The organism is Cytobacillus sp. FSL R7-0680, from assembly GCF_038009245.1.
GTDB classification, from domain to species: domain Bacteria; phylum Bacillota; class Bacilli; order Bacillales; family Cytobacillaceae; genus Cytobacillus; species Cytobacillus kochii.
Window position 1 is genome coordinate 3,491,586 of record NZ_JBBPAO010000001.1, and the last position, 26,077, is coordinate 3,517,662.

The following is a 26,077-nucleotide window of genomic DNA, read 5'->3' on the forward strand; positions in this document are numbered from 1 at the left end:
GGATGTAACCGCCTATGTATATAGAGCAATTACAAATAAAGGATTATCGCAATTACAATGAACTGTCGGTACAGTTTGATAATAAGGTCAATGTCATATTAGGTGAGAATGCACAAGGTAAGACAAACGTGATGGAATCTATTTATGTTTTAGCCATGGCTAAGTCTCATCGCACCTCAAATGATAAAGATCTTATTCGTTGGGATCAGGAGTATGCTAAAATAGAAGGTAGAGTAGTAAATAAACATGGTTCTCTACCTATGCAGCTTGTGATATCTAAAAAGGGTAAAAAAGCAAAGTGTAACCATATTGAACAACAAAAGCTTAGCCAATATGTCGGTAATATGAATGTTGTGATGTTCGCGCCTGAAGATCTCCATTTAGTAAAAGGGAGCCCTCAAGTAAGGCGTCGTTTTATTGATATGGAAATTGGACAAGTATCCGCCGTTTATCTTCATGACATTAATCAGTTTCAGAAAATACTCCAACAACGAAATCATTATTTAAAGTTGCTACAGTCACGTAAACAGACTGATCAGGCTATGCTTGATATTTTAACTGAACAATTTATTGAGATGGCTGTTAAAATAATCGCTAAGAGATTCGAGTTCATCTATTTGCTAGAAAAGTGGGCAATGCCAATCCATGAAGGTATTTCTAGGGGACTTGAAACGTTAAAAATTCAGTATAAGCCTTCTGTTGATGTATCAGAAGAACAAGATTTGTCGAAAATGAAGAATATATACCTAGAAAAGTATGAAAAAACAAAAACAAGAGAAATTGAAAGAGGCGTTACATTGTTCGGCCCTCATAGAGATGATTTGTTATTTCAAGTGAATGGGCGAGATGTGCAAACTTTTGGTTCTCAAGGTCAACAAAGAACCACAGCATTATCAGTGAAACTTGCTGAGATCGAACTGATTCACGCTGAAATTGGAGAATACCCTATTCTTTTATTAGATGATGTACTATCGGAATTGGATGATTACCGGCAATCGCATTTGCTTAATACGATACAAGGAAAAGTACAAACATTTGTAACGACCACTAGTGTCGATGGAATAGATCATCAGACTTTAAAAGAAGCAGCTGCGTATGAAGTGAAGGCGGGCAGCCTTAAAAAAATTCAATGAGGTGAGGCCTTGTATATTCATATTGGCGAGGATGTATTAATACGTGCAAAAGATTTGGTAGCCATTATTGATAAAGAAAGTGTCGGCTCTTCTATAAATGCAGAAGAGTTTTTGCAGCGTGATGACGCTTCTTATACCAATTTGGCTAAAGGTGTGTACAAATCAGTTGTGATTACAACCGATCATATATATTACTCTCCTCTTGCTTCGTCTACTTTAAAAAAGAGGACGAGGAAATTGATTGTTTAATGTCGATGATGAGCTAATAGAGTGAAAAAGAATGATATGCAAAATGGAAAGTGTAGGTGATCGATGTGTCAATGGATCAGGAAGCAATGGGGCAACAATCCTATGATGAGAACCAGATACAAGTATTAGAAGGTCTTGAAGCAGTTAGAAAACGTCCAGGTATGTATATCGGATCAACGAGTGGAAAAGGATTACATCATTTAGTATGGGAAATTGTCGATAATAGTATTGACGAGGCACTTGCTGGATATTGTGATGAAATTAATATAAGTATTCTCGAGGATAATAGTATTAAGGTCGTTGATAATGGACGGGGGATTCCTGTTGGGATACAAGAAAAAATGGGAAGACCTGCTGTAGAAGTCATTATGACTGTTTTACATGCCGGAGGAAAATTTGGTGGCGGAGGCTACAAAGTTTCTGGTGGTCTTCATGGTGTTGGTGCATCTGTTGTTAATGCTCTTTCTACTCAGTTAGAAGTCTATGTTCATCGTGACGGGCAAATCTACTATCAGAAATATCAACGTGGTGTACCGAGCGCAGACTTAAAAGTAATCGGTGAATCAGAAGTAACTGGCACAACCACAATTTTTAAGCCGGATGGTGAGATTTTCACTGAAACATTAGAATATGATTTTGATACATTAGCAACGAGGGTCCGCGAATTAGCTTTTTTAAATAAAGGATTAAAGCTTACTCTTTCAGACGAACGTGAAGAGAATAAGACCAAAGAATTCCACTATGAAGGTGGTATTAGGTCTTATGTAGAGCATTTAAATAAAAATAAAGAAGTACTTCATGAAGAGCCGATTTATATTGAAGGCGAAAAAGATGGTATTTCTGTTGAAATATCAATGCAGTACAACGATAGCTATACAAGTAATATCTATTCTTTCGCCAATAATATTCATACGTATGAAGGTGGAACACATGAATCTGGATTTAAAACAGCGCTGACGAGGGTGATTAATGATTATGCTCGTAAGAATGGCGTGTTTAAAGATAATGATGCCAACCTTACAGGTGAAGACGTCAGGGAAGGTTTAACAGCGATTGTTTCAATTAAACATCCTGACCCTCAGTTTGAAGGACAAACGAAGACGAAATTAGGCAATTCAGAAGCAAGAGCGGCAACAGATACGGCTTTTTCGGAAGCCTTTGAAAAATTCTTATTGGAAAATCCATCTGTTGCAAGGAAAATCGTCGATAAAGGTATGATGGCTTCAAGAGCTCGAGCAGCAGCTAAAAAGGCGAGAGAGCTAACAAGAAGAAAGAGTGCTTTAGAAGTTTCTAGTCTTCCAGGTAAGCTTGCTGATTGTTCTTCAAAAGATGCGTCTATTTCGGAACTATATATCGTTGAGGGTGATTCAGCGGGTGGTTCAGCTAAGCAAGGACGAGACAGGCATTTCCAAGCAATTCTACCACTTCGAGGGAAAATTCTAAACGTAGAAAAAGCACGGTTAGATCGAATATTATCTAATAATGAAGTACGAGCAATGATTACTGCGTCTGGAACAGGAATCGGTGAAGACTTTGATATTACGAAAGCAAGATATCATAAAATCGTTATTATGACAGATGCCGATGTAGATGGGGCGCATATTCGAACACTATTACTCACATTCTTTTATCGTTATATGAGACAAATCTTAGATGCGGGCTATATATATATTGCGCAGCCACCTTTGTATAAAGTTCAACAAGGGAAGAAAATCTCATATGCTTATAACGATCGCCAATTAGACGAGATTATGAAAGAGCTTCCGGCTACGCCGAAACCAAATGTCCAACGTTACAAAGGTTTAGGTGAGATGAACCCAGATCAATTATGGGAAACGACAATGAATCCGGAAACGCGTACGCTCTTACAAGTAAGCTTAGAAGATGCGATTGAAGCAGATGAAACGTTTGAAATCCTTATGGGAGATAAAGTAGAACCACGCCGTAACTTTATCGAGGAAAATGCGCAGTATGTGAAGAATTTAGATATTTAATGAAAGTCAGGATAGAGTTGGTTCTATCCTGCTTTTACATAGATATTGTCAATAAAATGTAGCCTAAGCAATAAGCTTTGTGCGATAGGGAGGTACCTATAGATGGCTGATACGCCTAAGTCCCAAATTAAAGAAATTAATATAAGTGAGGAAATGAGAACGTCATTCTTGGATTATGCAATGAGTGTTATCGTTTCCCGAGCCCTACCTGATGTACGTGACGGGCTAAAGCCTGTGCACAGAAGAATACTTTATGCAATGCATGATCTTGGCATGCACTCAGATAAACCGTTTAAAAAGTCTGCCCGTATTGTTGGAGATGTTATCGGGAAATACCACCCACATGGTGATTCAGCAGTATATGAAACAATGGTAAGAATGGCACAAGACTTTAACTATAGATATATGCTTGTTGATGGACACGGTAACTTTGGATCAATTGATGGCGACTCTGCTGCTGCCATGCGTTATACAGAGGCCCGTATGTCAAAAATATCAATGGAATTGTTAAGAGATATTAATAAAGATACCATCGATTATCAAGACAACTATGATGGAGAGGAAAAGGAACCGGTCGTGCTTCCTGCTCGGTTCCCTAATCTGCTTGTAAATGGTACATCAGGTATTGCTGTAGGAATGGCTACCAATATCCCTCCTCATCAATTAGGCGAAGTCATTGATGGTGTACTTACATTAAGTAGAAATCCGGAAATTACGATTCCAGAGTTAATGGAAATCATTCCTGGACCAGACTTTCCGACTGCAGGACTTATTTTAGGCCGTAGTGGAATTCGGAAAGCTTATGAAACAGGAAGAGGCTCTATTACTCTTAGAGCAAAGGTTGAAATTGAACAGAAATCAAATGGGAAAGAAGTTATCATTGTTAATGAAATCCCATACCAAGTGAATAAAGCAAGATTGATTGAGAAAATTGCTGACCTTGTACGTGATAAGAAGATTGATGGTATTACAGATTTACGTGACGAATCTGACAGAGATGGTTTACGAATTGTTATTGAAGTCCGTAAAGATGCCAATGCAAATGTGCTTTTAAATAATTTATATAAACATACGGCACTACAGACAAGCTTCGGTATTAATTTACTTGCTTTAGTGGATGGACAACCTAAAGTATTGAATTTAAAACAATGCTTAGAATATTATTTAGCCCATCAAGTTGTCGTTATAAGAAGAAGAACAGAATTCGAATTGCGGAAAGCGGAAGCAAGAGCGCATATTTTAGAAGGTTTACGAATTGCCTTAGATCATTTAGATGAAGTCATTAAATTAATCAGAGCGTCAAGAACTACAGATATTGCCAAAGAAGGTTTAATGACACAATTTGACCTTTCGGAGAAGCAAGCGCAAGCGATTTTGGATATGCGTCTACAGCGTTTAACTGGTTTAGAGCGTGAGAAAATCGAAGAAGAATATGCTAGTCTTATTCAATTAATTGCAGATTTAAAAGCAATCTTAGCAAGTGATGAAAAAGTATTAGACATTATTCGCGAAGAACTTACAGAATTAAAAGACCGTTTTAATGATGAACGCCGTACAGAAATTGTTTCCGGTGGTCTTGAGCATCTAGAAGATGAAGATTTGATTCCTCAAGAGAACATTGTTATTACACTTACACATAAAGGCTATATTAAGCGATTACCGGTATCTACTTATCGTGCCCAAAAACGAGGTGGAAAAGGGATACAAGGAATGGGAACAAATGAAGATGATTTTGTTGAACACCTATTGACTACCTCAACGCATGATCATCTCCTTTTCTTTACGAATAAAGGAAAAGTGTATCAAGCTAAAGGGTATGAAATTCCTGAATTTAGTAGAACAGCGAAGGGGATTCCTATCATTAACTTGTTAGGTATTGAAAAGGATGAATGGATTAATGCTGTTATTCCGATAGAGGATTTTGTGGATGATTGGTTCTTGTTCTTCACAACAAAACGAGGCATTTCTAAACGTTCACCGTTATCTTCATTTGCTCATATCCGTACAAACGGTTTAATTGCTTTAGGTTTAAAAGAAGAAGATGAATTAATCTCTGTACGTCTTACAAATGGAGATAAAGAAATTATCATCGGTACAAAAAATGGTCTCCTTATTCGTTTCCCTGAAGATGCGGTCCGTTCTATGGGACGTACAGCTACTGGTGTAAAAGGAATCACTCTGAGTGAAGAAGATGAAGTGGTTGGAATGGAAGTTCTAGAAGAAGGGGACAACATTCTAGTAGTTACGAAAAAAGGTTATGGTAAACAAACACCAGCTGATGATTATCGTATTCAGGGTCGTGGTGGTAAAGGAATTAAAACGGCCAATATTACTGAAAAAACTGGTGATCTCGTTACGATGAAAGCTGTACGTGGTGAGGAAGACATCATGTTGATTACTACTGGCGGTGTCATTATCCGTATGGGAGTAGAAGATATTTCAACTATGGGAAGAAACACGCAAGGCGTAAGACTTATTCGAATCGATGAAAGTGTGAATGAATTCGTCTCAACTGTAGCAAAGGTTGAAAAGGAAGAAGAAAAAGATGGAGAAGAGCGAGCAAAGCCACTTGAAACTGCAGAGGAATTGCCTGAAGAATCTATCGACAGTGAAGATGAAAGAGAATAAACAAATTGTTTAAATCAAATGAGTGCCGACACAATTCAAGTTTCAAAATTGAATTGTGTTCGGCTTTTTTATTAGGATGAGATAATTTTAATGACTACCTTTAGCACACTACTACAGACTATACTAATAGGGGTTTATAGATTCTTTTAGGAGTATCAATGGAAGTATTTTTTGGTGTTAACTATGAATGAAATGGTCAATAAATTATTTTATAAAAATAATTGATGAATAATGCTTGCAAATAGTGGTTACTGCTGATATACTTATTCAAGTCAGCAAGAGGAAGACATGAAAGATTGATTGACATAAAAAAAAGATGTTGACTCAGATGACACGATATGTTATATTAATAAAGTCGCTTCTGAAGCGAACGAGATTGTTCTTTGAAAACTGAACGAACGTAAAACGTCAAGCGTAATTCTAAAAAAGCTGATTTATCAGCAACAAAGCACCATAGGTGCAAATGAGCTAATCAAACACTTTATTGGAGAGTTTGATCCTGGCTCAGGACGAACGCTGGCGGCGTGCCTAATACATGCAAGTCGAGCGAATCTGAGGGAGCTTGCTCCCAAAGATTAGCGGCGGACGGGTGAGTAACACGTGGGCAACCTGCCTGTAAGACTGGGATAACTCCGGGAAACCGGGGCTAATACCGGATAATATCTATTTATACATATAATTAGATTGAAAGATGGTTCTGCTATCACTTACAGATGGGCCCGCGGCGCATTAGCTAGTTGGTGAGGTAACGGCTCACCAAGGCGACGATGCGTAGCCGACCTGAGAGGGTGATCGGCCACACTGGGACTGAGACACGGCCCAGACTCCTACGGGAGGCAGCAGTAGGGAATCTTCCGCAATGGACGAAAGTCTGACGGAGCAACGCCGCGTGAGTGATGAAGGTTTTCGGATCGTAAAACTCTGTTGTTAGGGAAGAACAAGTATCGGAGTAACTGCCGGTACCTTGACGGTACCTAACCAGAAAGCCACGGCTAACTACGTGCCAGCAGCCGCGGTAATACGTAGGTGGCAAGCGTTGTCCGGAATTATTGGGCGTAAAGCGCGCGCAGGCGGTTCCTTAAGTCTGATGTGAAAGCCCACGGCTCAACCGTGGAGGGTCATTGGAAACTGGGGAACTTGAGTGCAGAAGAGGAAAGTGGAATTCCAAGTGTAGCGGTGAAATGCGTAGAGATTTGGAGGAACACCAGTGGCGAAGGCGACTTTCTGGTCTGTAACTGACGCTGAGGCGCGAAAGCGTGGGGAGCAAACAGGATTAGATACCCTGGTAGTCCACGCCGTAAACGATGAGTGCTAAGTGTTAGAGGGTTTCCGCCCTTTAGTGCTGCAGCAAACGCATTAAGCACTCCGCCTGGGGAGTACGACCGCAAGGTTGAAACTCAAAGGAATTGACGGGGGCCCGCACAAGCGGTGGAGCATGTGGTTTAATTCGAAGCAACGCGAAGAACCTTACCAGGTCTTGACATCCTCTGACAATCCTAGAGATAGGACTTTCCCCTTCGGGGGACAGAGTGACAGGTGGTGCATGGTTGTCGTCAGCTCGTGTCGTGAGATGTTGGGTTAAGTCCCGCAACGAGCGCAACCCTTGATCTTAGTTGCCAGCATTTAGTTGGGCACTCTAAGGTGACTGCCGGTGACAAACCGGAGGAAGGTGGGGATGACGTCAAATCATCATGCCCCTTATGACCTGGGCTACACACGTGCTACAATGGATGGTACAAAGGGCTGCAAGACCGCGAGGTTTAGCCAATCCCATAAAACCATTCTCAGTTCGGATTGTAGGCTGCAACTCGCCTACATGAAGCCGGAATCGCTAGTAATCGCGGATCAGCATGCCGCGGTGAATACGTTCCCGGGCCTTGTACACACCGCCCGTCACACCACGAGAGTTTGTAACACCCGAAGTCGGTGGGGTAACCTTTTGGAGCCAGCCGCCTAAGGTGGGACAGATGATTGGGGTGAAGTCGTAACAAGGTAGCCGTATCGGAAGGTGCGGCTGGATCACCTCCTTTCTAAGGAATATACGGAATTAACTTGATGTTAGACTGTTCGTTCAGTTTTGAGAGTGCAATCTCTTTGATATGATTAAATACTTTACCGTGAAGTTATGTGGGCCTATAGCTCAGCTGGTTAGAGCGCACGCCTGATAAGCGTGAGGTCGATGGTTCGAGTCCATTTAGGCCCACCATTTTAACTTTAATACGGGGCCTTAGCTCAGCTGGGAGAGCGCCTGCTTTGCACGCAGGAGGTCAGCGGTTCGATCCCGCTAGGCTCCACCAACAAATTGTTCTTTGAAAACTAGATAATGTAATGAAGAAGATTACCGAGTAATCGCCACCTTAGTTATTTTCTCTCTATATAATAGAGTAGAGATACTAAACTTTTTTAAAACACACAACCGTGTGGGAAGCGAAAGCAACCCAAACATATGGTTAAGTTAATAAGGGCGCACGGTGAATGCCTTGGCACTAGGAGCCGATGAAGGACGGGACTAACACCGATATGCTTCGGGGAGCTGTAAGTAAGCTTTGATCCGGAGATTTCCGAATGGGGAAACCCCCTATCCGTTATGGGATAGGATCCATACCTGAATACATAGGGTATGGAAGGCAGACCCGGGGAACTGAAACATCTAAGTACCCGGAGGAAGAGAAAGCAAACGCGATTCCCTGAGTAGCGGCGAGCGAAACGGGATTAGCCCAAACCAAGAGGCTTGCCTCTTGGGGTTGTAGGACATTCTATACGGAGTTACAAAGGAACGAGATAGACGAAGAGGTCTGGAAAGGCCCGCCATAGGAGGTAAAAGCCCTGTAGTTGAAACTTCGTTCCCTCCAGAGTGGATCCTGAGTACGGCGGGACACGAGAAATCCCGTCGGAAGCAGGGAGGACCATCTCCCAAGGCTAAATACTCCCTAGTGACCGATAGTGAACCAGTACCGTGAGGGAAAGGTGAAAAGCACCCCGGAAGGGGAGTGAAAGAGATCCTGAAACCGTGTGCCTACAAGTAGTTAGAGCCCGTTAATGGGTGATAGCGTGCCTTTTGTAGAATGAACCGGCGAGTTACGATTACATGCGAGGTTAAGTTGGACAGACGGAGCCGTAGCGAAAGCGAGTCTGAATAGGGCGAATGAGTATGTGGTCGTAGACCCGAAACCAGGTGATCTACCCATGTCCAGGGTGAAGTCCAGGTAACACTGGATGGAGGCCCGAACCCACGTACGTTGAAAAGTGCGGGGATGAGGTGTGGGTAGCGGAGAAATTCCAATCGAACTTGGAGATAGCTGGTTCTCTCCGAAATAGCTTTAGGGCTAGCCTCATGCGTAAGAATCTTGGAGGTAGAGCACTGTTTGGACTAGGGGCCCTCATCGGGTTACCGAATTCAGACAAACTCCGAATGCCAAAGATTTATCCATGGGAGTCAGACTGCGAGTGATAAGATCCGTAGTCAAGAGGGAAACAGCCCAGACCACCAGCTAAGGTCCCAAAGTATACGTTAAGTGGAAAAGGATGTGGAGTTGCTTAGACAACCAGGATGTTGGCTTAGAAGCAGCCACCATTTAAAGAGTGCGTAATAGCTCACTGGTCGAGTGACTCCGCGCCGAAAATGTACCGGGGCTAAACGTATCACCGAAGCTGTGGATTGAACATCGTTGATGTTCAGTGGTAGGAGAGCGTTCTAAGGGCGTTGAAGCTAGACCGTAAGGACTGGTGGAGCGCTTAGAAGTGAGAATGCCGGTATGAGTAGCGAAAGATGGGTGAGAATCCCATCCACCGAATGCCTAAGGTTTCCTGAGGAAGGCTCGTCCGCTCAGGGTTAGTCGGGACCTAAGCCGAGGCTGAAAAGCGTAGGCGATGGACAACAGGTTGATATTCCTGTACCACCGTATTCTGTTTGAGTGATGGGGGGACGCAGGAGGATAGGGTAAGCGCACTATTGGATGTGCGTCTAAGCAGTTAGAGGGACCATGAGGCAAATCCCATGGTCATATACCTTGAGCTGTGATAGCGAGGGAAATTTAGTACCGAAGTTCTTGATTCCACACTGCCAAGAAAAGCCTCTAGCGAGGAATAAGGTGCCCGTACCGCAAACCGACACAGGTAGGCGAGGAGAGAATCCTAAGGTGAGCGAGAGAACTCTCGTTAAGGAACTCGGCAAAATGACCCCGTAACTTCGGGAGAAGGGGTGCTCATTAGGGTGTTAAAGCCTTGATGAGCCGCAGTGAATAGGCCCAGGCGACTGTTTAGCAAAAACACAGGTCTCTGCGAAGCCGCAAGGCGAAGTATAGGGGCTGACGCCTGCCCGGTGCTGGAAGGTTAAGAGGAGAGGTTAGCTCACGCGAAGCTTTGAATCGAAGCCCCAGTAAACGGCGGCCGTAACTATAACGGTCCTAAGGTAGCGAAATTCCTTGTCGGGTAAGTTCCGACCCGCACGAAAGGCGTAACGATCTGGGCACTGTCTCAACGAGAGACTCGGTGAAATTATAGTACCTGTGAAGATGCAGGTTACCCGCGACAGGACGGAAAGACCCCGTGGAGCTTTACTGTAGCCTGATATTGAATTTTGGTACAGCTTGTACAGGATAGGTAGGAGCCTTAGAAGCCGGAGCGCTAGCTTCGGTGGAGGCGTCGGTGGGATACTACCCTGGCTGTATTGAAATTCTAACCCACATCCCTTATCGGGATGGGAGACAGTGTCAGGTGGGCAGTTTGACTGGGGCGGTCGCCTCCTAAAGAGTAACGGAGGCGCCCAAAGGTTCCCTCAGAATGGTTGGAAATCATTCGTAGAGTGTAAAGGCACAAGGGAGCTTGACTGCGAGACCTACAAGTCGAGCAGGGACGAAAGTCGGGCTTAGTGATCCGGTGGTTCCGCATGGAAGGGCCATCGCTCAACGGATAAAAGCTACCCCGGGGATAACAGGCTTATCTCCCCCAAGAGTCCACATCGACGGGGAGGTTTGGCACCTCGATGTCGGCTCATCGCATCCTGGGGCTGTAGTCGGTCCCAAGGGTTGGGCTGTTCGCCCATTAAAGCGGTACGCGAGCTGGGTTCAGAACGTCGTGAGACAGTTCGGTCCCTATCCGTCGTGGGCGCAGGAAATTTGAGAGGAGCTGTCCTTAGTACGAGAGGACCGGGATGGACGCACCGCTGGTGTACCAGTTGTCTTGCCAAAGGCATCGCTGGGTAGCTATGTGCGGAAGGGATAAGTGCTGAAAGCATCTAAGCATGAAGCCCCCCTCGAGATGAGATTTCCCATAGCGCAAGCTAGTAAGATCCCTGAAAGATGATCAGGTTGATAGGTTAGAGGTGGAAGTGTGGCGACACATGTAGCTGACTAATACTAATCGATCGAGGACTTAACCAATTCGAAATGCGGAGGCGCCTTGCCCAGGTGCGACAAGCATAAGACGAATTTGACAGGAGGTTGTTCTTTAACCTCATGACAAATTTGGCTTATGACCTCGAGCACCTAGGCGCCGCAGCTAGACAGCACTACGTAAGTAGTCGCGTCAGCAACGCATAGGCGATTACTCAATAAATATCTTCTTCAACATTACCTAGTTTTGAGGGAACGATTCCCTTACAATTTCATAGTCCGGTGGCGATAGCGAGAAGGTCACACCCGTTCCCATACCGAACACGGAAGTTAAGCTTCTCAGCGCCGATGGTAGTTAGGGGCTGTCCCCTTGTGAGAGTAGGACGTTGCCGGGCAAGATAAAAGAGCACATTATTTGTATGTGCTCTTTTTTGTGATTTTTTATTTCCAATGTGAATCTTCTATCATCTCTTTTTATTTCCTTGGCAATGAAATTTTCTTGATTCAAGAAAATTATAAATGAGAAATGGGCTTTTTTGTTCCGTCAAATCGAGGAACTGGTGAATAAATGGATAATCATTATTTGTCATTAACTTAATGCATTCATTCCACCATTCTGTTTCATATCTTGCAATCATGCTTAAATTATAGAGTAATAAGTAATGGGAAAATAATTCTGGATAATCATTTAATGGACTTCTTTCGATAGGTAATGAATAATTTTTATTTACAGTATTATATTTGAAATATCGATTGATCTCTTTGTTTTGAGGAAATTTTATATGTTCCTTCGTATAGAGAATATCCTTTTTATCCACCTGTAGTTTTTCGGAAAGAAAAGTAGAAAATCTCGATTCAGTCATATGATAATGATTAAGAATGGTTATTGGGACAAAGAAGTTATCTTTTTCTTTTTTTATATCAATAAATGTTTGTTCTTTTTGGATAGACTGAAACATTATTTCCATCTCTGGGATTTGTCTCAATAAATCAACCATATAAAATTTATCACCTTCTAGATGTTTCATATGGAACATTTTTTCTGCCATATATGGAAATAAGCCACTCTTTTGTAGTTTCACTTCATCTTTTAAAAAGAGGTATTGCTGCTTTTTCTTTTTTCTTGTCGAAACACCATGAGCCAGTACGGAGGTCGTATCTGGATAAAGAGGGTCAATAGTTAAAATACAAGCTTTTATTAGATGAACTAGGCCGTAGAAATAAAGAATAGGTTTAATGATTAACGGGGCAGCGGCGGCTTGTTCATAGTAAACCTTACCGTGTTCAATGTAATATATAAACGGATAAGTATTTTCAAAACTCTTTTGTGATGCTTGTTCAATTCCTTCGTTTTGATAACTTTTTTCTAAAAATGCTTTGGTTGTTTCTGTTGAAAAAAAGGGTAAATATGATTGCCAATTGTTGTAAGAATGCTTCAAAATATACAACCTCCAAATAATCTGAAAAATCCAACTTATAGCAGTGTCCTTGACAGTATTTTGTCCAATTGATAACCTACTAATAATATTTTCATGTTCAGGAGGTCAAAAAAATGTGGGAAACTAAATTTGAAAAAGAAGGTTTAACTTTTGATGATGTACTACTTGTCCCTGCTAAATCTGAGGTATTGCCGAAAGATGTCGATTTGTCGGTGAGACTGTCTGAAAAGGTAAAATTGAATGTTCCAATTATCAGTGCTGGTATGGATACAGTAACTGAAGCTGAAATGGCTATTGCAATGGCACGCCAGGGTGGATTAGGTATTATTCACAAAAACATGTCCATTGAGCAACAGGCAGATTTAGTTGATAAAGTAAAACGCTCTGAGAGTGGCGTTATTTCTGATCCGTTTTTCCTTACTCCCGAACAACAAGTGTATGATGCTGAACATTTAATGGGCAAATATCGTATATCAGGTGTTCCAATTGTAAATAATCTTGACGAACAAAAACTTGTTGGTATTATTACAAACCGAGACCTTCGTTTCATTCAAGATTTCTCTATTAAGATCTCTGATGTAATGACGAAAGAAAACTTAGTAACTGCTTCAGTAGGTACAACGCTACAAGAAGCAGAAAAAATTCTGCAAAAGTATAAAATTGAGAAATTACCTCTTGTTGATGATAATGGTGTTTTAAAAGGACTTATTACTATTAAAGATATTGAAAAAGTCATTGAGTTCCCTAACTCAGCGAAAGATGCACAAGGTCGTTTACTTGCTGGTGCAGCAATCGGTATAACAAAAGATACAATGAAAAGATTAGAGTTACTTGTTAAAGCTCAAGTTGATGTAGTAGTAGTCGATACGGCTCACGGCCACTCAGCGGGCGTTATTAATACAGTAAAAGAAATTAAAGACAAATACCCTGACCTGACAGTTGTAGCAGGTAATGTAGCTACTGCTGAAGGTACACGTGCATTGTTTGAAGCTGGAGCTGATGTTGTAAAGGTAGGTATTGGACCTGGATCTATTTGTACAACTCGTGTGGTAGCAGGTGTTGGCGTGCCACAAATTACAGCGGTATATGATTGTGCAACAGAAGCACGTAAACATGGTAAAGCGATTATCGCTGATGGTGGGATTAAGTATTCAGGAGATATCGTGAAAGCATTAGCTTCTGGTGGACATGCAGTTATGCTAGGAAGTATGTTAGCTGGTGTATCTGAAAGTCCAGGTGAAACTGAAATTTTCCAAGGACGTCAATTTAAAGTTTATCGTGGAATGGGATCCGTTACTTCTATGGAAAAAGGATCAAAGGATCGTTACTTCCAAGAAGATAATAAGAAATTCGTTCCAGAAGGCATTGAAGGACGTATTCCATTTAAAGGTTCATTAGCAGATACGATTTATCAGTTAGTTGGTGGCGTTCGCTCTGGTATGGGTTACTGCGGGGCAGCAAATTTAGAATTCTTAAGAGAAAATGCACAGTTTATCCGTATGACAGGTGCTGGTCTTAAAGAAAGTCACCCACATGATATCCAAATTACGAAAGAAGCACCAAATTATTCATTATAATTTTTTTAAAAAAGTAAGAGGGCTGGTCCTCTTACTTTTTTTTGCCTGGAAAGATATCAGACTTTCGTCATTGTTAGCAAAACACACAATGTTTTCTCAGGCGGATTGACCTAAGGAATAGAGAAAGAAAAGGGATGTTCATGAAAACGCCAAGATTAGGAAAAGGTTGTTTGTATCCATGAAGGACATCTTATGATAAAATAACAAAAGCTGAAAAAAAAGTTGGAGGGCTTTGGAATTGAGAAGAAAAGGATATCGTAAAGTTGTTGCAAGTTTCTTGGTGTTGATTATGGTGTTAGGCATTCTTCCAAATGTACATAAAGCAAGTGCAAAAGAAGATATACTTAATATTAATGCAGATGCAGCTATTCTAGTAGATGCAGAAACAGGTAGAGTTTTATACGGGAAAAACATTGATAAGGTGCTTGGTATTGCAAGTATGTCAAAAATGATGACCGAGTATCTTTTATTAGAAGCTATTGATGAAGGTCGAGTATCATGGGATCAAGAGTATGCTGTAAGTGAGTACGTTTGGAAAGTGTCTCATGACACAGCGCTTTCGAATGTTCCTCTTAGAAGAGATGGGACATACAGCATTAAGGAATTATTTGAAGCAATGACTATTTATTCCGCAAATGGAGCTACAATTGCCATTGCTGAGACAATTGCTGGATCTGAAAAGAACTTTGTGCAAATGATGAATGAAAAAGCAGAGGAATTAGGGTTAGAAGATTATAAATTCGTCAATTCTTCTGGTTTAAATAACAAGGATTTAAAAGGTTACCATTCGACAGGTAATGAAGATGAAGAAAATGTGATGTCTGCTAGAGCAACAGCTAAACTAGCGACAACGCTCCTCACGGATTTTCCTCAAGTTTTAGAAACAGCAAGCATTCCTAGAAAAACATTTAGAGAAGGCACTGAAGATAAAATTGATATGGAAAATTGGAACTGGATGTTACCTGAACTGGTCTACGGCTATGAAGGTGTAGATGGGTTAAAGACAGGGACAACTGATTTTGCAGGTTCTTCTTTTACAGGAACAGCTGAACGTGATGGGAAAAGATATGTAACAGTTGTTATGAATGCTAAAGGTGGCGGCGATTCTGGTTATAATCAAGCTAGATTCGACGAAACAAAGAAAATGTTTGATTACGCGTTCTCTAATTTTGATAAAAAAGAGATCGTTCCTGCTGGCTATCAAGTGAAAGATAAAGAAAAACTTGCCGTTGAAAAAGGGAAAGAAAATGCAGTAGCGATTGAATCAAAAGAGGCCATTACATTAACTGTTAAAAATGGCGAAGAAGAGAATTATCAACCAAAGCTTGTGATTAATGAAGATTTATTAAATGATCAAGGTCAATTAACAGCTCCTGTAAAAAAAGGTGATGTTGTTGGTTATTTAACGGTTGAAGATAAAGATGGTAATGCGATTGAATTTTTAAATGCTAACCAAACAAGAGTTGATGTCATCGCTTCTGAATCGGTTGAAAAAGCGAACTGGTTCGTTTTATCTATGCGTGGTGTTGGTGGATTCTTTGGAGATGTTTGGGACAGTGTTGCATCTACTGTTAAAGGTTGGTTTTCTTGAATAATGTAGTTGCATTTGGCTTATAATTATAGTAAATTATGTATTACTAATAAGTTGAATAAAAGAAAGCATAAAGAAGGAAGTAGTATCAAGTACACTTTTGCCATAGAGAGCTGGTGGTTGGTGCAAACCAGACAAAAGCACTTGAGAATCCATCCTTTGCGTAGAGCTTGGAACACATTTTTTGTAAGTAAAAGCTCTCGGGTAAACCTCGTTAAAGATTTAAAGTGAAAAGTATGGACTATACTTTTAACTAGGGTGGCAACGCGGGTAACTCTCGTCCCTTTATAGGGGACGGGAGTTTTTTGTTTTCACAAATTGAATATGGAGGGAAAGGCTATGTTAGATATCAAATATTTAAGGGCTAATTTTGCTGAAGTAAAAGAAAAACTAGAAAAACACCGTGGGGAAGATATTTCTGATCTTGAGAAGTTTGAGGATTTGGATGTAAAACGCCGAGAATTACTTGTAAAAACGGAAGAGCTTAAAAGCAAAAGAAATGAAGTATCACAGCAAGTGGCTGTTTTAAAACGAGAGAAAAAAGATGCGGACCAATTAATTGCTGAAATGAGGCAAGTTGGTGACCAAATTAAGGATTTAGACCATGAGTTACGTGAAGTAGAAGCTGAATTAGAGCTTATCTTACTCAGTATTCCAAACATCCCACATGAAAGTGTACCCGTTGGGGAGACAGAGGATGACAATGTCTTAGCTTGGCAATGGGGAGAAGTAAAGGGATTTGATTTTGAATTTAAACCGCATTGGGATATAGCAACTGAGCTTGGAATTTTAGATTTTGAACGAGCAGGAAAAGTAACTGGCAGTCGTTTTGTATTTTATAAAGGGTTAGGTGCTAGATTAGAGCGCGCATTGTATAACTTTATGTTGGACCTCCATACAGAAGAACATGGATACGAAGAAGTCCTACCACCATATATGGTTAATCGTGCAAGTATGACAGGTACAGGACAATTACCAAAATTTGAAGAGGATGCATTTTTAATTGAGAGTGAGGATTATTTCCTTATTCCAACGGCGGAGGTACCCATCACGAATATGCATCGCGATGAAATTTTAAGTGCTGATCAATTACCAATTAATTACGCCGCATTTAGTGCGTGCTTCCGTTCTGAAGCTGGCTCAGCTGGCCGTGATACGAGAGGTCTTATTCGTCAGCATCAGTTTAATAAGGTTGAGCTTGTGAAGTTTGTTAAACCAGAAGACTCTTATAACGAGTTGGAGAAATTAACAAAAAATGCAGAGAAGGTTTTACAACTGCTTGGTTTGCCTTATCGCGTCATGAGTATGTGCACTGCTGATTTAGGATTCACAGCTGCGAAGAAGTACGATATTGAAGTATGGATGCCTAGCTACGATAATTATCGAGAAATTTCTTCTTGTAGTAACTTTGAAGCTTTCCAAGCGAGACGTGCAAATATCCGCTTCCGTCGTGATGCTAAAGGTAAGCCGGAGAATGTTCATACATTAAATGGCTCTGGGTTAGCAGTGGGACGTACAGTCGCTGCGATATTAGAAAATTATCAACAAGCTGATGGTAGTGTGGTTATTCCAGAAGTACTTCGCCCTTATATGGGGAATAAAGAAGTGATAAATCCAGCAAAATAAGTAAGATGATAGGGTCTGTTTCTTAGGACAGATCCTATTTTTAAAGTTCTAACATGCATGTTTGTGAATTTATGCAAAAAATCTATTGACTTCTATTTCAATAGATGATATATTATTTCTTGTCGAAACGGAGGAATACCCAAGTCCGGCTGAAGGGATCGGTCTTGAAAACCGACAGGGGTGTTAAAGCCCGCGGGGGTTCGAATCCCTCTTCCTCCGCCATTATAACTTTTAACATGCGCATAATTAATTGGAGATATGGAGTCGCTACTTTATAGTAGCGGCTTTTTTTATTTTTAAGCAAAAATCAGCCTGTACCATTTAAGTACAGGCAAATATTTTATATTGTTTGTTTTAATGTGTGGCCGACTTTTTCGAGTACTTGATCGATGTCTGATGGATTAGAGACAAGGTCATATTCATTAATATTTAATCGTAAAATAGGACATGCACTAAATTGATCAATCCAGGTTTCGTAGCGCTCGTGCATCTCTTTCCAATAATCAATGGAGGTTTGTTGTTCCATTGGACGCCCTCGTTCTTTAATGCGCGCCAGTATATCTTCTAGGGAGCCCTCTAAATAAATTAAAATATCAGGGTGTGGGAAATAGGGTGTCATAACCATCGCCTCGAAAAGGCTTGTATAGGTTTCATAATCAACTGGTGACATTGTTCCTTTTTCATAATGCATTTTAGCAAAAATGCCGGTATCTTCATAAATAGATCGATCTTGAATGAATCCTCCACCATATTCGAACATCCGTTTTTGTTCTTTAAATCTTTCAGCAAGAAAATAAATCTGTAAATGAAAGCTCCATCTTTCAAAGTCGGCATAAAACTTGTCTAAATAAGGATTTGTGTCCACTTTTTCAAAAGAAGTGCGGAAGTTAAGTGCTTCTGCTAAATAATTGGTCATTGTTGATTTTCCGACACCAACCGTTCCTGCTACAGTGATGATTGCGTTATTTGGTATGCCGTAGTTATTTCTATTCATGCTTTTGTGCTCCTTGTTTGTATACTCGTTGTTACCATATCAATAATGTATTGCAGGTCATTCTTATTATGAACAAAGTCCAATTGATCACCATCAAGGTGAAGGATAGGGATATCTGGATGTTGTTTTTCAAATGCCTGCATTTTAAGATCGTAATCAATGGATAATTGTTCAAGATAGAGAGGACTTATATTTTTTTCTATTTCGCGTCCACGCTTTTCAATTCTTTTTAGTAAAGTATCTAAGCTTGCCCGCAAATAAATAATGATATTTGGTCTCGGCATATCATCCGTTAAAATATGATAGATTTGCTCATATTTTTCATATTCAGGTGCTTCAAGAGATTTACTAGCAAAAATCAAGTTTTTAAAAATATGATAATCAGCTACGACAGGCATATCATTCAAAATATAACGGTCTTTTATATCCTTCAGCTGTTTATATCGATTACATAAGAAAAACATTTCAGTTTGAAAACTCCACTCATCGATATTCTCATAAAACTTTCCGAGAAATGGATTTTCATCGACGATTTCCTTTAATAGATGGTAGTTAAAATGGGTGGAAAGGGCTGTAGCTAGCGTGGTCTTGCCTACGCCAATCGGCCCTTCCACTGTAATAAAAGGTACTTGATTCATCTATTTGTCTCCCCCTAAGCTAACATAACTTCCATTTTAACACAGGTCAGACCTCTATGAAGAATGAAAAAATAGACAGGAGATTAAAATAGATTTAACGTTTTACGACATTAAAATTTTCATCAATGAGGAGCCAGTTTTGTGGAAAGTCTAGACCGAGTTTCCAGTAGCTTACTCCTCTTAGCTTTAACTCTTTCAATAAATCAAATTTCGCTTGAATGGAACGGGCATCTTCAAACCAAACCTCATGTCTTTTTCCTTCGTTGTCTGTGTATAAAAAGAAGGGTGCTTGTGCTTCTTGGTCGTATTGAATGGCCACATTATTTTCTAGGGCAATCTGTATAGCTTGTTGTGGACTAATAGCACGTGCAATCGTTCCTTGAACAAAAGGAAGCGTCCAATCATAGCCGTATAGATTTTGCCCCATCATAATTTTTTCAGGCGGGATTTCTGTTATTGCATATTCAAGGACATCTCTCACGGGTCCAATAGGTGAAACGGCCATAGCAGGTCCTCCACTATATCCCCATTCATATGTCATGATGATGACAAAGTCGACAATTTCGCCATGTGCTTTATAATCGTGGCCTTCATACCATTTCCCTTTTTGATCTGCGCTAGTTTTAGGGGCAAGGGCAGTTGATATGAGCCAGCCTTCTTGGTGGAAGCGATCGCGTGCTTTTATTAGGAATTGGTTATAAGCTTCTTTATCTTCAGGTCGAATGAATTCAAAATCAAAATGGATATCTTTAAAATTGTATTTTTTTGCTGTTGCAACAATATTGTCGAGGAATGTGTTTTGAATGTCTTGATCGTTGAGAAGTATGCTTGCTAGCTCATCACTAAATTGTGCGTTTTCTTGATTAGATATGACCATCATGAGGACATTTTGATTTTGTTCAGCGATAGCAGGTAATTCATCTAAAGGCGGCTCTTGCAATGAACCATCTCTAAGCGCTTGAAAGTTAAATGGTGCTAAATAAGTAAGATGGGGTGCTGCACCTCTTGAAGCTTCTATTAAGTTTTCCGAGACGGTGTCCCCTCTAGGCTCAACATAGGCATTTATTTCGGCAGATGTTTTTGGACGCTCGGGAATGTATAAACGTAGACCAACCCTTAATGGGTTTGTTTGCGAGATTTGATTGATATTTACAAGCTCTTCCACCGTGAGGCCGTATCGTTGTGCAATTAAATAGAGTGTATCGCCAGGCTGTACCCAATAAAAGCTACCAATGATTGGTATAACAAGCGTTTGACCGACCACAAGTTGATTAGGATTCTGTAATTCATTCGCATCGATTAAATCTTGTATGGTTGTGCTATAGGCCATCGCTATACCACTTAACGAATCATTCTGTCTTACCACATGTATTTGCAAGTAAAACCCTCCCTAAATGTTTCAGTATAGATCAAATACAGACATTCATAATTTAATGATTTAATTACACTATAAATAACTTATGAAGGGAGTGGCCAATACATGATACATTCATGGCAAAGGGTCAATATTTGCTTTCAACACATCTTTCATCATAATCAAGGCGTTCTCGTTATCGTGGTCATCATTAGAAGCAATGCAGTTAGCGGGTATATGTAGTTTATATTCTCTCATATAAGCATCGTTTGCAGAGAAAAGCACACAAATGTTTCCTGCCAAACCAACCATTATTAATTTATCGATGGCTAATTGATTTAAGAGTGTATTAAGTGCAGTACCGTAGAATGCAGAATGTTTCGGTTTGATTAGAAAGTAATCGTCACTTGATGGTCTTATTGTTTGGATAATTGGTGAACTTATAGGATTGTTGCAGTAGGCCATTATCTTTTCAATATCAGCTTTCCAGAGCTGATAATGGTCATTGATATAAATTACCGGTAACTTGTGTTGGTGAAATTGGTTTCTGATAAGATTAATGCTTGTGGTCATTTTTAAAGCTTTTTTAGCCAGTACTTCGCCATGTTTAAATTGAAAATCATTAATCATGTCAATAATAATTAATGCCGTTTGCTTCTCGGTTATTAAATTCAATCAAAATCAACCCCTTTTAATTAAGAAAAGATATAAGGATTTCAAACGTTACCTATGGAGATAAAAGGTGAGCTTTTACGTTTTTTTATTGTTTGTAAAAGCAAAGAGAATTACACTGAAAGAAACGCTATGGTATTTAAAGGAATGAAGTAAATGAGTATAGATGAACAATTTATGTTAGAAGCGATAAAAGAGGCAGAAAAGGCAAGAGAGATTAATGAAGTTCCAATTGGTGCTGTCATTGTATTAGATGGACAAATAATTGCCCGTGGGTATAATTTACGGGAAACGGCACAAAAAGCGACTGCGCATGCAGAATTACTTGCGATAGAAGAAGCATGTGAGAAGCTCGGTACATGGCGATTAGAGGACACAACCCTTTATGTTACACTCGAGCCTTGTCCGATGTGCGCGGGTTCTATTGTTCTTTCACGAGTGAAACGGGTGGTTTACGGAGCGACTGATCCAAAAGGTGGGTGTTGCGGGACATTAATGAATTTGTTAGATGATTCAAGGTTTAATCATCAATGTGAGGTGGTTGCTGGAGTAATGGGTGAAGCATGTGGGGAACTGTTATCCACGTTTTTTTCACAATTACGAGCTAGAAAAAAGGCTGAAAAGAAGCTTTTAAAAGAACAAAAGAAGCAAGAGGAATGTTAGGCATTGCAATTTTAATTTAAAAACAGTATACTGAATATGCGTCGAAATGACGCAACTTAAATATTGGTATCAATTTTGCCGTGCTAGGTGGGAAGGTAGCGGTGTCCTGTACTCGCAATCCGCTCTAGCGAGACTGAATTCCTATTCTGAGGCTGATGTCCTGTAGGGTCTGCCTTTAGTAAGTGGTGTTGACGCTTGGGTCCTGCGCAATGGGAACCCATGAACCATGTCAGGTCCGGAAGGAAGCAGCATTAAGTGGACTCTCTCATGTGCCGCAGGGTTGCCTGAGCTGAGCTAACTGCTAAAGTAACGCTTATGGGCGTCAGTCGAAGATAGGTGCACGGCAGTTATATACATATAATTATAAAACTCATTCATGAAGAATGAGTTTTTTGTTTTTTTCCTATCCTTTTTTGTAAAATAGAAAATAGATACGTTATAATAAATACGACACTAAAAGAAGGGGGCGTGCCAATTGAGTTATCAAGCATTGTATCGTGTATGGCGCCCACAAACATTTCTTGATGTAGTAGGGCAAGAGCATGTAACAAAAACATTGCAAAACGCCCTGCTTCAGGAAAAAATTTCGCATGCTTATCTTTTTACTGGACCAAGAGGAACCGGTAAAACGAGTGCGGCGAAAATTTTAGCAAAGGCCGTAAACTGTGAAAGAGCACCAATTAATGAACCATGTAATGAATGTGATGCGTGCAAAGGGATTACTGATGGGTCCATACCTGATGTCATTGAGATTGATGCCGCATCTAATAATGGTGTAGAAGAGATTAGAGATATAAGAGATAAAGTGAAATATGCACCAAGTGCGGTTAAGTATAAAGTTTATATTGTTGATGAGGTGCATATGTTGTCAATGGGAGCATTCAATGCGCTCCTAAAAACATTAGAAGAACCACCCCAGCATGTTATTTTTATATTAGCAACAACAGAGCCGCATAAGATTCCACTGACAATCATTTCTAGATGTCAACGCTTTGATTTTAAAAGAATTACTGCGACTTCGATTGTGAATCGTATGCAAATGATTATAGATGAAAGTAGTGTTCATTGTGATACCCAAGCACTACAAATTATTGCCAGAGCTGCTGAAGGTGGTATGCGTGATGCCTTGAGTTTATTGGATCAAGCAATTTCATTTAGTGATGAGAGTGTAACAGTTGATGATGCTCTAGCTGTTACAGGTGCTGTTTCCCAAGGTTTCCTTAATCAGTTAGCAACAGCTATCGTTGATCATGATGCAGCTAACGGCTTAGAAATATTAGGCGAACTTCTTTTTCAAGGGAAAGATCCTACACGATTTGTAGAAGATTTTATTCTTTATTATAGAGATATGCTATTATATAAAGCAGCACCTAATCTTGAAGAATCGATGGAAAGAGTTCTTTTAGAAGAAACATTCATTGAGTTAGCAGAAAAGGTGTCACAAGAACAAATTTATCACTTGATCGAACAATTAAATAAAACACAGCAAGAGATGCGCTGGACGAATCATCCAAGAATTTTTTTAGAAGTAGCAATTGTGAAACTTTGTCAGCAAGAACAAATTAAAGGGCAAAGTGCTGAAGATGTTCAACCATTAATTACACGGATTGATCAATTAGAAAAAGAGTTATCACAAATAAAAGCGCAAGGTGTTAAAGTATCAGAAGAATCAGTAGCACCTCAAGCGAAAAAGCCACAGCGTGTATCTAAAAAAGGATATCAAGCGCCTGTAGGTCGAATAAATGAGGTGTTGAAGCAGGCAACAAAACAGGACTTAATGATGGTCAAAAGTCATTGGGGTGAAATGTTAGAACGCCTCGTACACAATCAAATGCGCTCACAAGCAGCATTACTAAACGAAGCAGAGCCTGTTGCTGCATCTGATCAAGTTTTTATTATAAAATTCAAATATGAAATTCATTGTCAAATGGCGATGGAGAATCATAAATTTATTGAAACCCTAACGCAATCTTTGTTTGAACTAAGCGGAAAGAGGTTTCAGGTCTTAGGTTTACCAGATGAACAATGGCAGTCCATTCGCCAATCATTTCTTCAGTATCAAAAGGCGAATGGAGATGATACAGCAGAGGATATGGGAAATGAGGAAGAAGATCCTGTTGTATCTGAGGCAATGAAATTATTTGGTGAAGATCTTATTGAAATTAAAGATTAAATAAATATTAGGAGGTAAGGAACTATGCGTGGTATGGGTAATATGCAAAATATGATGAAGCAAATGCAAAAAATGCAAAAGAAAATGGCGCAAGCGCAAGAAGAATTAGGAGAAGAAAGAATTGAAGGAACAGCTGGCGGTGGCATGGTAACTGTCATTGTTTCAGGTCATAAAGAAGTTTTAGAAGTAAATATTAAAGAGGAAGTTGTTGATCCTGAAGATATCGAAATGCTTCAAGATTTAGTGTTAGCAGCAACAAATGACGCGATAAAAAAATGTGATGAATTAACAAATAATACAATGGGGCAATTCACAAAAGGTATGAACTTGCCAGGGATGTTTTAATACGGATAAACGAAAAGAAGCGCCGCTGGTTTTCCTGAGCGGCGTTTTTTAAAGCATTCACTATCAGACTAGGAGTCAAAGAGAAGAGTTATATGAGAAAGAGTTTGTTGTTAAACGTCTCTCGGTCAAATGCTCTCGTCTTTGATGAAAGAGGGGGAGACAGATATGCATTATCCTGAACCGATATCAAAACTGATTGATAGTTTTATGAAGCTTCCAGGAATCGGACCGAAAACAGCCGCTCGGTTGGCCTTTTTTGTATTAAGTATGAAAGAAGACACTGTACTAGATTTTGCTAAGGCATTAGTGAATGCGAAGAGAAATCTATCTTATTGTTCTGTGTGTGGCCATATAACAGATCAGGATCCTTGTTATATATGTGAAGACCAAAGGAGAGATCGATCAGTCATATGTGTTGTGCAAGACCCTAAAGACGTTATCGCCATGGAAAAAATGAAGGAGTTTAATGGTTTGTACCATGTTTTGCATGGTGCTATTTCACCAATGGATGGTATCGGCCCAGAAGATATTAATATTCCCGATTTGTTAAAACGATTACAGGATGAAACCGTCCAAGAAGTCATCTTGGCTACCAATCCTAATATTGAGGGCGAGGCAACAGCAATGTATATTTCTCGTCTCATTAAACCTTCTGGTATTAAGGCGAGCCGCATAGCTCACGGATTACCAGTAGGAGGAGACCTTGAATATGCTGATGAAGTAACACTTTCAAAAGCTTTAGAGGGAAGAAGAGAAGTATAGTGAGAGGTGTATGCGATGTTCTTTCGTAAAAAAGGATGGCTTCGTAAGGAATATGATGAGAAGTTATTAGATCAGTTAAAAGAATTAAAGGATGAATGGAAGAATCAAAAATCTCTAATTGAAAAAAGTTTTGATCCTTCAGCAGAAGCAATTAGTGAAGCTAAGCTTGCTGAGGCAAAATATTTTTATCTGTTCAAGGAAGCAAAAAAAAGAAACGTTAGTGTTCGATATTAATTTTTATACCTCCTCAAGGTCTTTTTTTAGGTGCTTGTTCATACATTGGTTGTACAAGTTTCCTTAAATAGAGGGGGTTTTTTATTTGGAGCCAGTTTGGATTATCTCAGGGTTAGGTATTCTCATTCTCTTTCTATTAGTAGCAGGTGCCTCGTTTCGACCAATTAAGTGGATTGGACAAGGCCTTATAAAAGTAATCATTGGTGCACTCTTATTATTTGTACTAAATACAGTAGGAAATCAATTTGGTATTCATTTGCCTATTAATATAGCTACTGTAGCCATTAGTGGGATATTAGGTGTGCCGGGTATATGCGCGCTAGTGGCAATAGAAATGTATGTAATATAAGTGTCAAAGTATAATGGAATAGGTAATCAGTTACGTATTTCTAGTAACTGATTTTTTCTTTTAAAATATTGTTGACATATTAATATCATGCTGATAATATATTAAGAGTCGTCACAACGACACAACATCCTTTAAAACTTTAAAGAAAAAACTTTTTTAAAAAAGCATTGACATATAATGCGTAGGATGATATATTAGTAAAGTCGCTTCTGAAGCGAATGAGATTGTTCTTTGAAAACTGAACGAACGTAAAACGTCAAGCGTAATTCTAAAAAAGCTGATTTATCAGCAACAAAGCACCATAGGTGCAAATGAGCTAATCA

At 39.9% G+C, this 26,077-nt stretch carries 18 protein-coding genes, 3 tRNA genes, 3 rRNA genes, 1 other RNA gene and 1 other annotated feature; of the genes, 20 read left to right on the forward strand and 5 right to left on the reverse strand.

Annotation, left to right across the window (positions count from 1 at the left end; translation table 11 throughout):
* The first annotated feature begins 14 nt into the window (after window positions 1-14).
* The 9 genes from recF to rrf all read left to right on the forward strand — a co-directional run bounded on the left by recF (window position 15) and on the right by rrf (window position 11,732).
* A complete protein-coding gene (gene recF, locus MKY26_RS17365; protein ID WP_095371326.1) occupies window positions 15-1,133 on the forward strand; it encodes a DNA replication/repair protein RecF in 1,119 nt (372 codons plus the stop codon).
* A gap of 9 nt (window positions 1,134-1,142) precedes the next feature.
* Window positions 1,143-1,382 (forward strand): extracellular matrix regulator RemB, encoded by a 240-nt coding sequence (remB, locus tag MKY26_RS17370; RefSeq protein WP_095371325.1) that lies wholly within the window; start codon window positions 1,143-1,145, stop codon window positions 1,380-1,382.
* A 71-nt stretch (window positions 1,383-1,453) separates the two neighbouring features.
* Window positions 1,454-3,376, forward strand: a complete 1,923-nt coding sequence (gene gyrB / locus MKY26_RS17375) for a DNA topoisomerase (ATP-hydrolyzing) subunit B (protein WP_281203007.1) — start codon at window positions 1,454-1,456, stop codon at window positions 3,374-3,376.
* Window positions 3,377-3,478: 102 nt separating this feature from the next.
* A complete protein-coding gene (gene gyrA / locus MKY26_RS17380) occupies window positions 3,479-6,004 on the forward strand; it encodes a DNA gyrase subunit A (protein WP_322910625.1) in 2,526 nt (841 codons plus the stop codon).
* Window positions 6,005-6,485: 481 nt separating this feature from the next.
* Window positions 6,486-8,034, forward strand: a 16S ribosomal RNA gene (locus MKY26_RS17385).
* 99 nt (window positions 8,035-8,133) lie between these two features.
* Window positions 8,134-8,210: transfer RNA gene (locus MKY26_RS17390), tRNA-Ile, on the forward strand.
* A 15-nt stretch (window positions 8,211-8,225) separates the two neighbouring features.
* Window positions 8,226-8,301, forward strand: a tRNA-Ala gene (locus MKY26_RS17395).
* Window positions 8,302-8,452: 151 nt separating this feature from the next.
* Window positions 8,453-11,385: ribosomal RNA gene (locus MKY26_RS17400) — 23S ribosomal RNA — on the forward strand.
* Window positions 11,386-11,615: 230 nt separating this feature from the next.
* Window positions 11,616-11,732 (forward strand): 5S ribosomal RNA (gene rrf, locus MKY26_RS17405).
* Together the 16S, 23S and 5S rRNA genes with 2 tRNA genes alongside form the textbook arrangement of a ribosomal RNA operon.
* A 69-nt stretch (window positions 11,733-11,801) precedes the next feature.
* Here rrf and MKY26_RS17410 read toward each other — a convergent pair.
* The gene (locus MKY26_RS17410; RefSeq protein ID WP_095371322.1) at window positions 11,802-12,776 is read right to left on the reverse strand and encodes a YaaC family protein; all 975 of its coding nucleotides are present in this window, start codon (window positions 12,774-12,776) and stop codon (window positions 11,802-11,804) included.
* Between the two features lie 113 nt (window positions 12,777-12,889).
* Here MKY26_RS17410 and guaB point away from each other — a divergent pair, with 113 nt between their 5' ends.
* The 4 genes from guaB (at window position 12,890) to MKY26_RS17430 (ending at window position 17,792) form a co-directional block, all read left to right on the forward strand.
* On the forward strand, window positions 12,890-14,353 hold the full coding sequence (gene guaB / locus MKY26_RS17415) for an IMP dehydrogenase (RefSeq protein WP_095371321.1): 1,464 nt from the start codon (window positions 12,890-12,892) through the stop codon (window positions 14,351-14,353).
* A gap of 289 nt (window positions 14,354-14,642) precedes the next feature.
* On the forward strand, window positions 14,643-15,944 hold the full coding sequence (locus MKY26_RS17420; protein ID WP_307319499.1) for a D-alanyl-D-alanine carboxypeptidase family protein: 1,302 nt from the start codon (window positions 14,643-14,645) through the stop codon (window positions 15,942-15,944).
* 62 nt (window positions 15,945-16,006) lie between these two features.
* Window positions 16,007-16,232: a binding site (T-box leader), on the forward strand.
* A 51-nt stretch (window positions 16,233-16,283) separates the two neighbouring features.
* Window positions 16,284-17,570 (forward strand): serine--tRNA ligase, encoded by a 1,287-nt coding sequence (gene serS / locus MKY26_RS17425; RefSeq protein WP_307319491.1) that lies wholly within the window; start codon window positions 16,284-16,286, stop codon window positions 17,568-17,570.
* Between the two features lie 129 nt (window positions 17,571-17,699).
* A tRNA-Ser gene (locus MKY26_RS17430) sits at window positions 17,700-17,792 on the forward strand.
* A gap of 118 nt (window positions 17,793-17,910) precedes the next feature.
* Here the strand turns inward: MKY26_RS17430 and MKY26_RS17435 are convergent.
* From MKY26_RS17435 to MKY26_RS17450, 4 genes are all read right to left on the reverse strand, one after another.
* Window positions 17,911-18,564 (reverse strand): deoxynucleoside kinase, encoded by a 654-nt coding sequence (locus MKY26_RS17435; RefSeq protein WP_095371318.1) that lies wholly within the window; start codon window positions 18,562-18,564, stop codon window positions 17,911-17,913.
* Complete coding sequence (locus MKY26_RS17440) at window positions 18,561-19,202, reverse strand: deoxynucleoside kinase (RefSeq protein WP_251163652.1); 642 nt, start codon at window positions 19,200-19,202, stop codon at window positions 18,561-18,563. The genes MKY26_RS17435 and MKY26_RS17440 overlap by 4 nt, the downstream gene beginning before the upstream one ends.
* A gap of 94 nt (window positions 19,203-19,296) precedes the next feature.
* Window positions 19,297-20,580, reverse strand: a complete 1,284-nt coding sequence (locus MKY26_RS17445) for a glycoside hydrolase family 18 protein (protein ID WP_307319485.1) — start codon at window positions 20,578-20,580, stop codon at window positions 19,297-19,299.
* Between the two features lie 111 nt (window positions 20,581-20,691).
* Window positions 20,692-21,222 (reverse strand): isochorismatase family cysteine hydrolase, encoded by a 531-nt coding sequence (locus MKY26_RS17450; RefSeq protein ID WP_095373566.1) that lies wholly within the window; start codon window positions 21,220-21,222, stop codon window positions 20,692-20,694.
* Between the two features lie 162 nt (window positions 21,223-21,384).
* Between MKY26_RS17450 and tadA the strand changes: the two genes are divergently transcribed.
* From tadA to MKY26_RS17485, 7 genes are all read left to right on the forward strand, one after another.
* Window positions 21,385-21,891 (forward strand): tRNA adenosine(34) deaminase TadA, encoded by a 507-nt coding sequence (gene tadA, locus MKY26_RS17455; RefSeq protein ID WP_251163653.1) that lies wholly within the window; start codon window positions 21,385-21,387, stop codon window positions 21,889-21,891.
* Between the two features lie 78 nt (window positions 21,892-21,969).
* An RNA gene (ffs, locus tag MKY26_RS17460) (signal recognition particle sRNA large type) lies at window positions 21,970-22,235 on the forward strand.
* A gap of 131 nt (window positions 22,236-22,366) precedes the next feature.
* A complete protein-coding gene (dnaX, locus tag MKY26_RS17465) occupies window positions 22,367-24,064 on the forward strand; it encodes a DNA polymerase III subunit gamma/tau (RefSeq protein ID WP_307319479.1) in 1,698 nt (565 codons plus the stop codon).
* A gap of 24 nt (window positions 24,065-24,088) precedes the next feature.
* Window positions 24,089-24,409: a YbaB/EbfC family nucleoid-associated protein gene (locus MKY26_RS17470; protein WP_095371313.1), complete on the forward strand. Its 321-nt coding sequence runs from the start codon at window positions 24,089-24,091 to the stop codon at window positions 24,407-24,409.
* 165 nt (window positions 24,410-24,574) lie between these two features.
* Window positions 24,575-25,171, forward strand: a complete 597-nt coding sequence (gene recR / locus MKY26_RS17475; protein WP_224939297.1) for a recombination mediator RecR — start codon at window positions 24,575-24,577, stop codon at window positions 25,169-25,171.
* 15 nt (window positions 25,172-25,186) lie between these two features.
* Window positions 25,187-25,405 (forward strand): YaaL family protein, encoded by a 219-nt coding sequence (locus MKY26_RS17480; protein WP_095371311.1) that lies wholly within the window; start codon window positions 25,187-25,189, stop codon window positions 25,403-25,405.
* 85 nt (window positions 25,406-25,490) lie between these two features.
* Entirely contained in the window at window positions 25,491-25,754 is a 264-nt protein-coding gene (locus MKY26_RS17485) for a pro-sigmaK processing inhibitor BofA family protein (protein ID WP_095371310.1), read from the forward strand.
* The last annotated feature ends 323 nt before the right edge of the window (window positions 25,755-26,077 follow it).

Bases quoted from the DNA above. Each gene is read 5' to 3' on its own strand.
- recF (WP_095371326.1), top strand. From the start codon at position 15: ATGTATATAGAGCAATTACAAATAAAGGATTATCGCAATTACAATGAA.
- gyrB (WP_281203007.1), top strand. From the start codon at position 1,454: ATGGATCAGGAAGCAATGGGGCAACAATCCTATGATGAGAACCAGATA.
- gyrA (WP_322910625.1), top strand. From the start codon at position 3,479: ATGGCTGATACGCCTAAGTCCCAAATTAAAGAAATTAATATAAGTGAG.
- guaB (WP_095371321.1), top strand. From the start codon at position 12,890: ATGTGGGAAACTAAATTTGAAAAAGAAGGTTTAACTTTTGATGATGTA.
- MKY26_RS17420 (WP_307319499.1), top strand. From the start codon at position 14,643: ATGGTGTTAGGCATTCTTCCAAATGTACATAAAGCAAGTGCAAAAGAA.
- serS (WP_307319491.1), top strand. From the start codon at position 16,284: ATGTTAGATATCAAATATTTAAGGGCTAATTTTGCTGAAGTAAAAGAA.
- MKY26_RS17435 (WP_095371318.1), bottom strand. From the start codon at position 18,564: ATGAATAGAAATAACTACGGCATACCAAATAACGCAATCATCACTGTA.
- MKY26_RS17440 (WP_251163652.1), bottom strand. From the start codon at position 19,202: ATGAATCAAGTACCTTTTATTACAGTGGAAGGGCCGATTGGCGTAGGC.
- tadA (WP_251163653.1), top strand. From the start codon at position 21,385: ATGAGTATAGATGAACAATTTATGTTAGAAGCGATAAAAGAGGCAGAA.
- MKY26_RS17470 (WP_095371313.1), top strand. From the start codon at position 24,089: ATGCGTGGTATGGGTAATATGCAAAATATGATGAAGCAAATGCAAAAA.
- recR (WP_224939297.1), top strand. From the start codon at position 24,575: ATGCATTATCCTGAACCGATATCAAAACTGATTGATAGTTTTATGAAG.
- MKY26_RS17480 (WP_095371311.1), top strand. From the start codon at position 25,187: ATGTTCTTTCGTAAAAAAGGATGGCTTCGTAAGGAATATGATGAGAAG.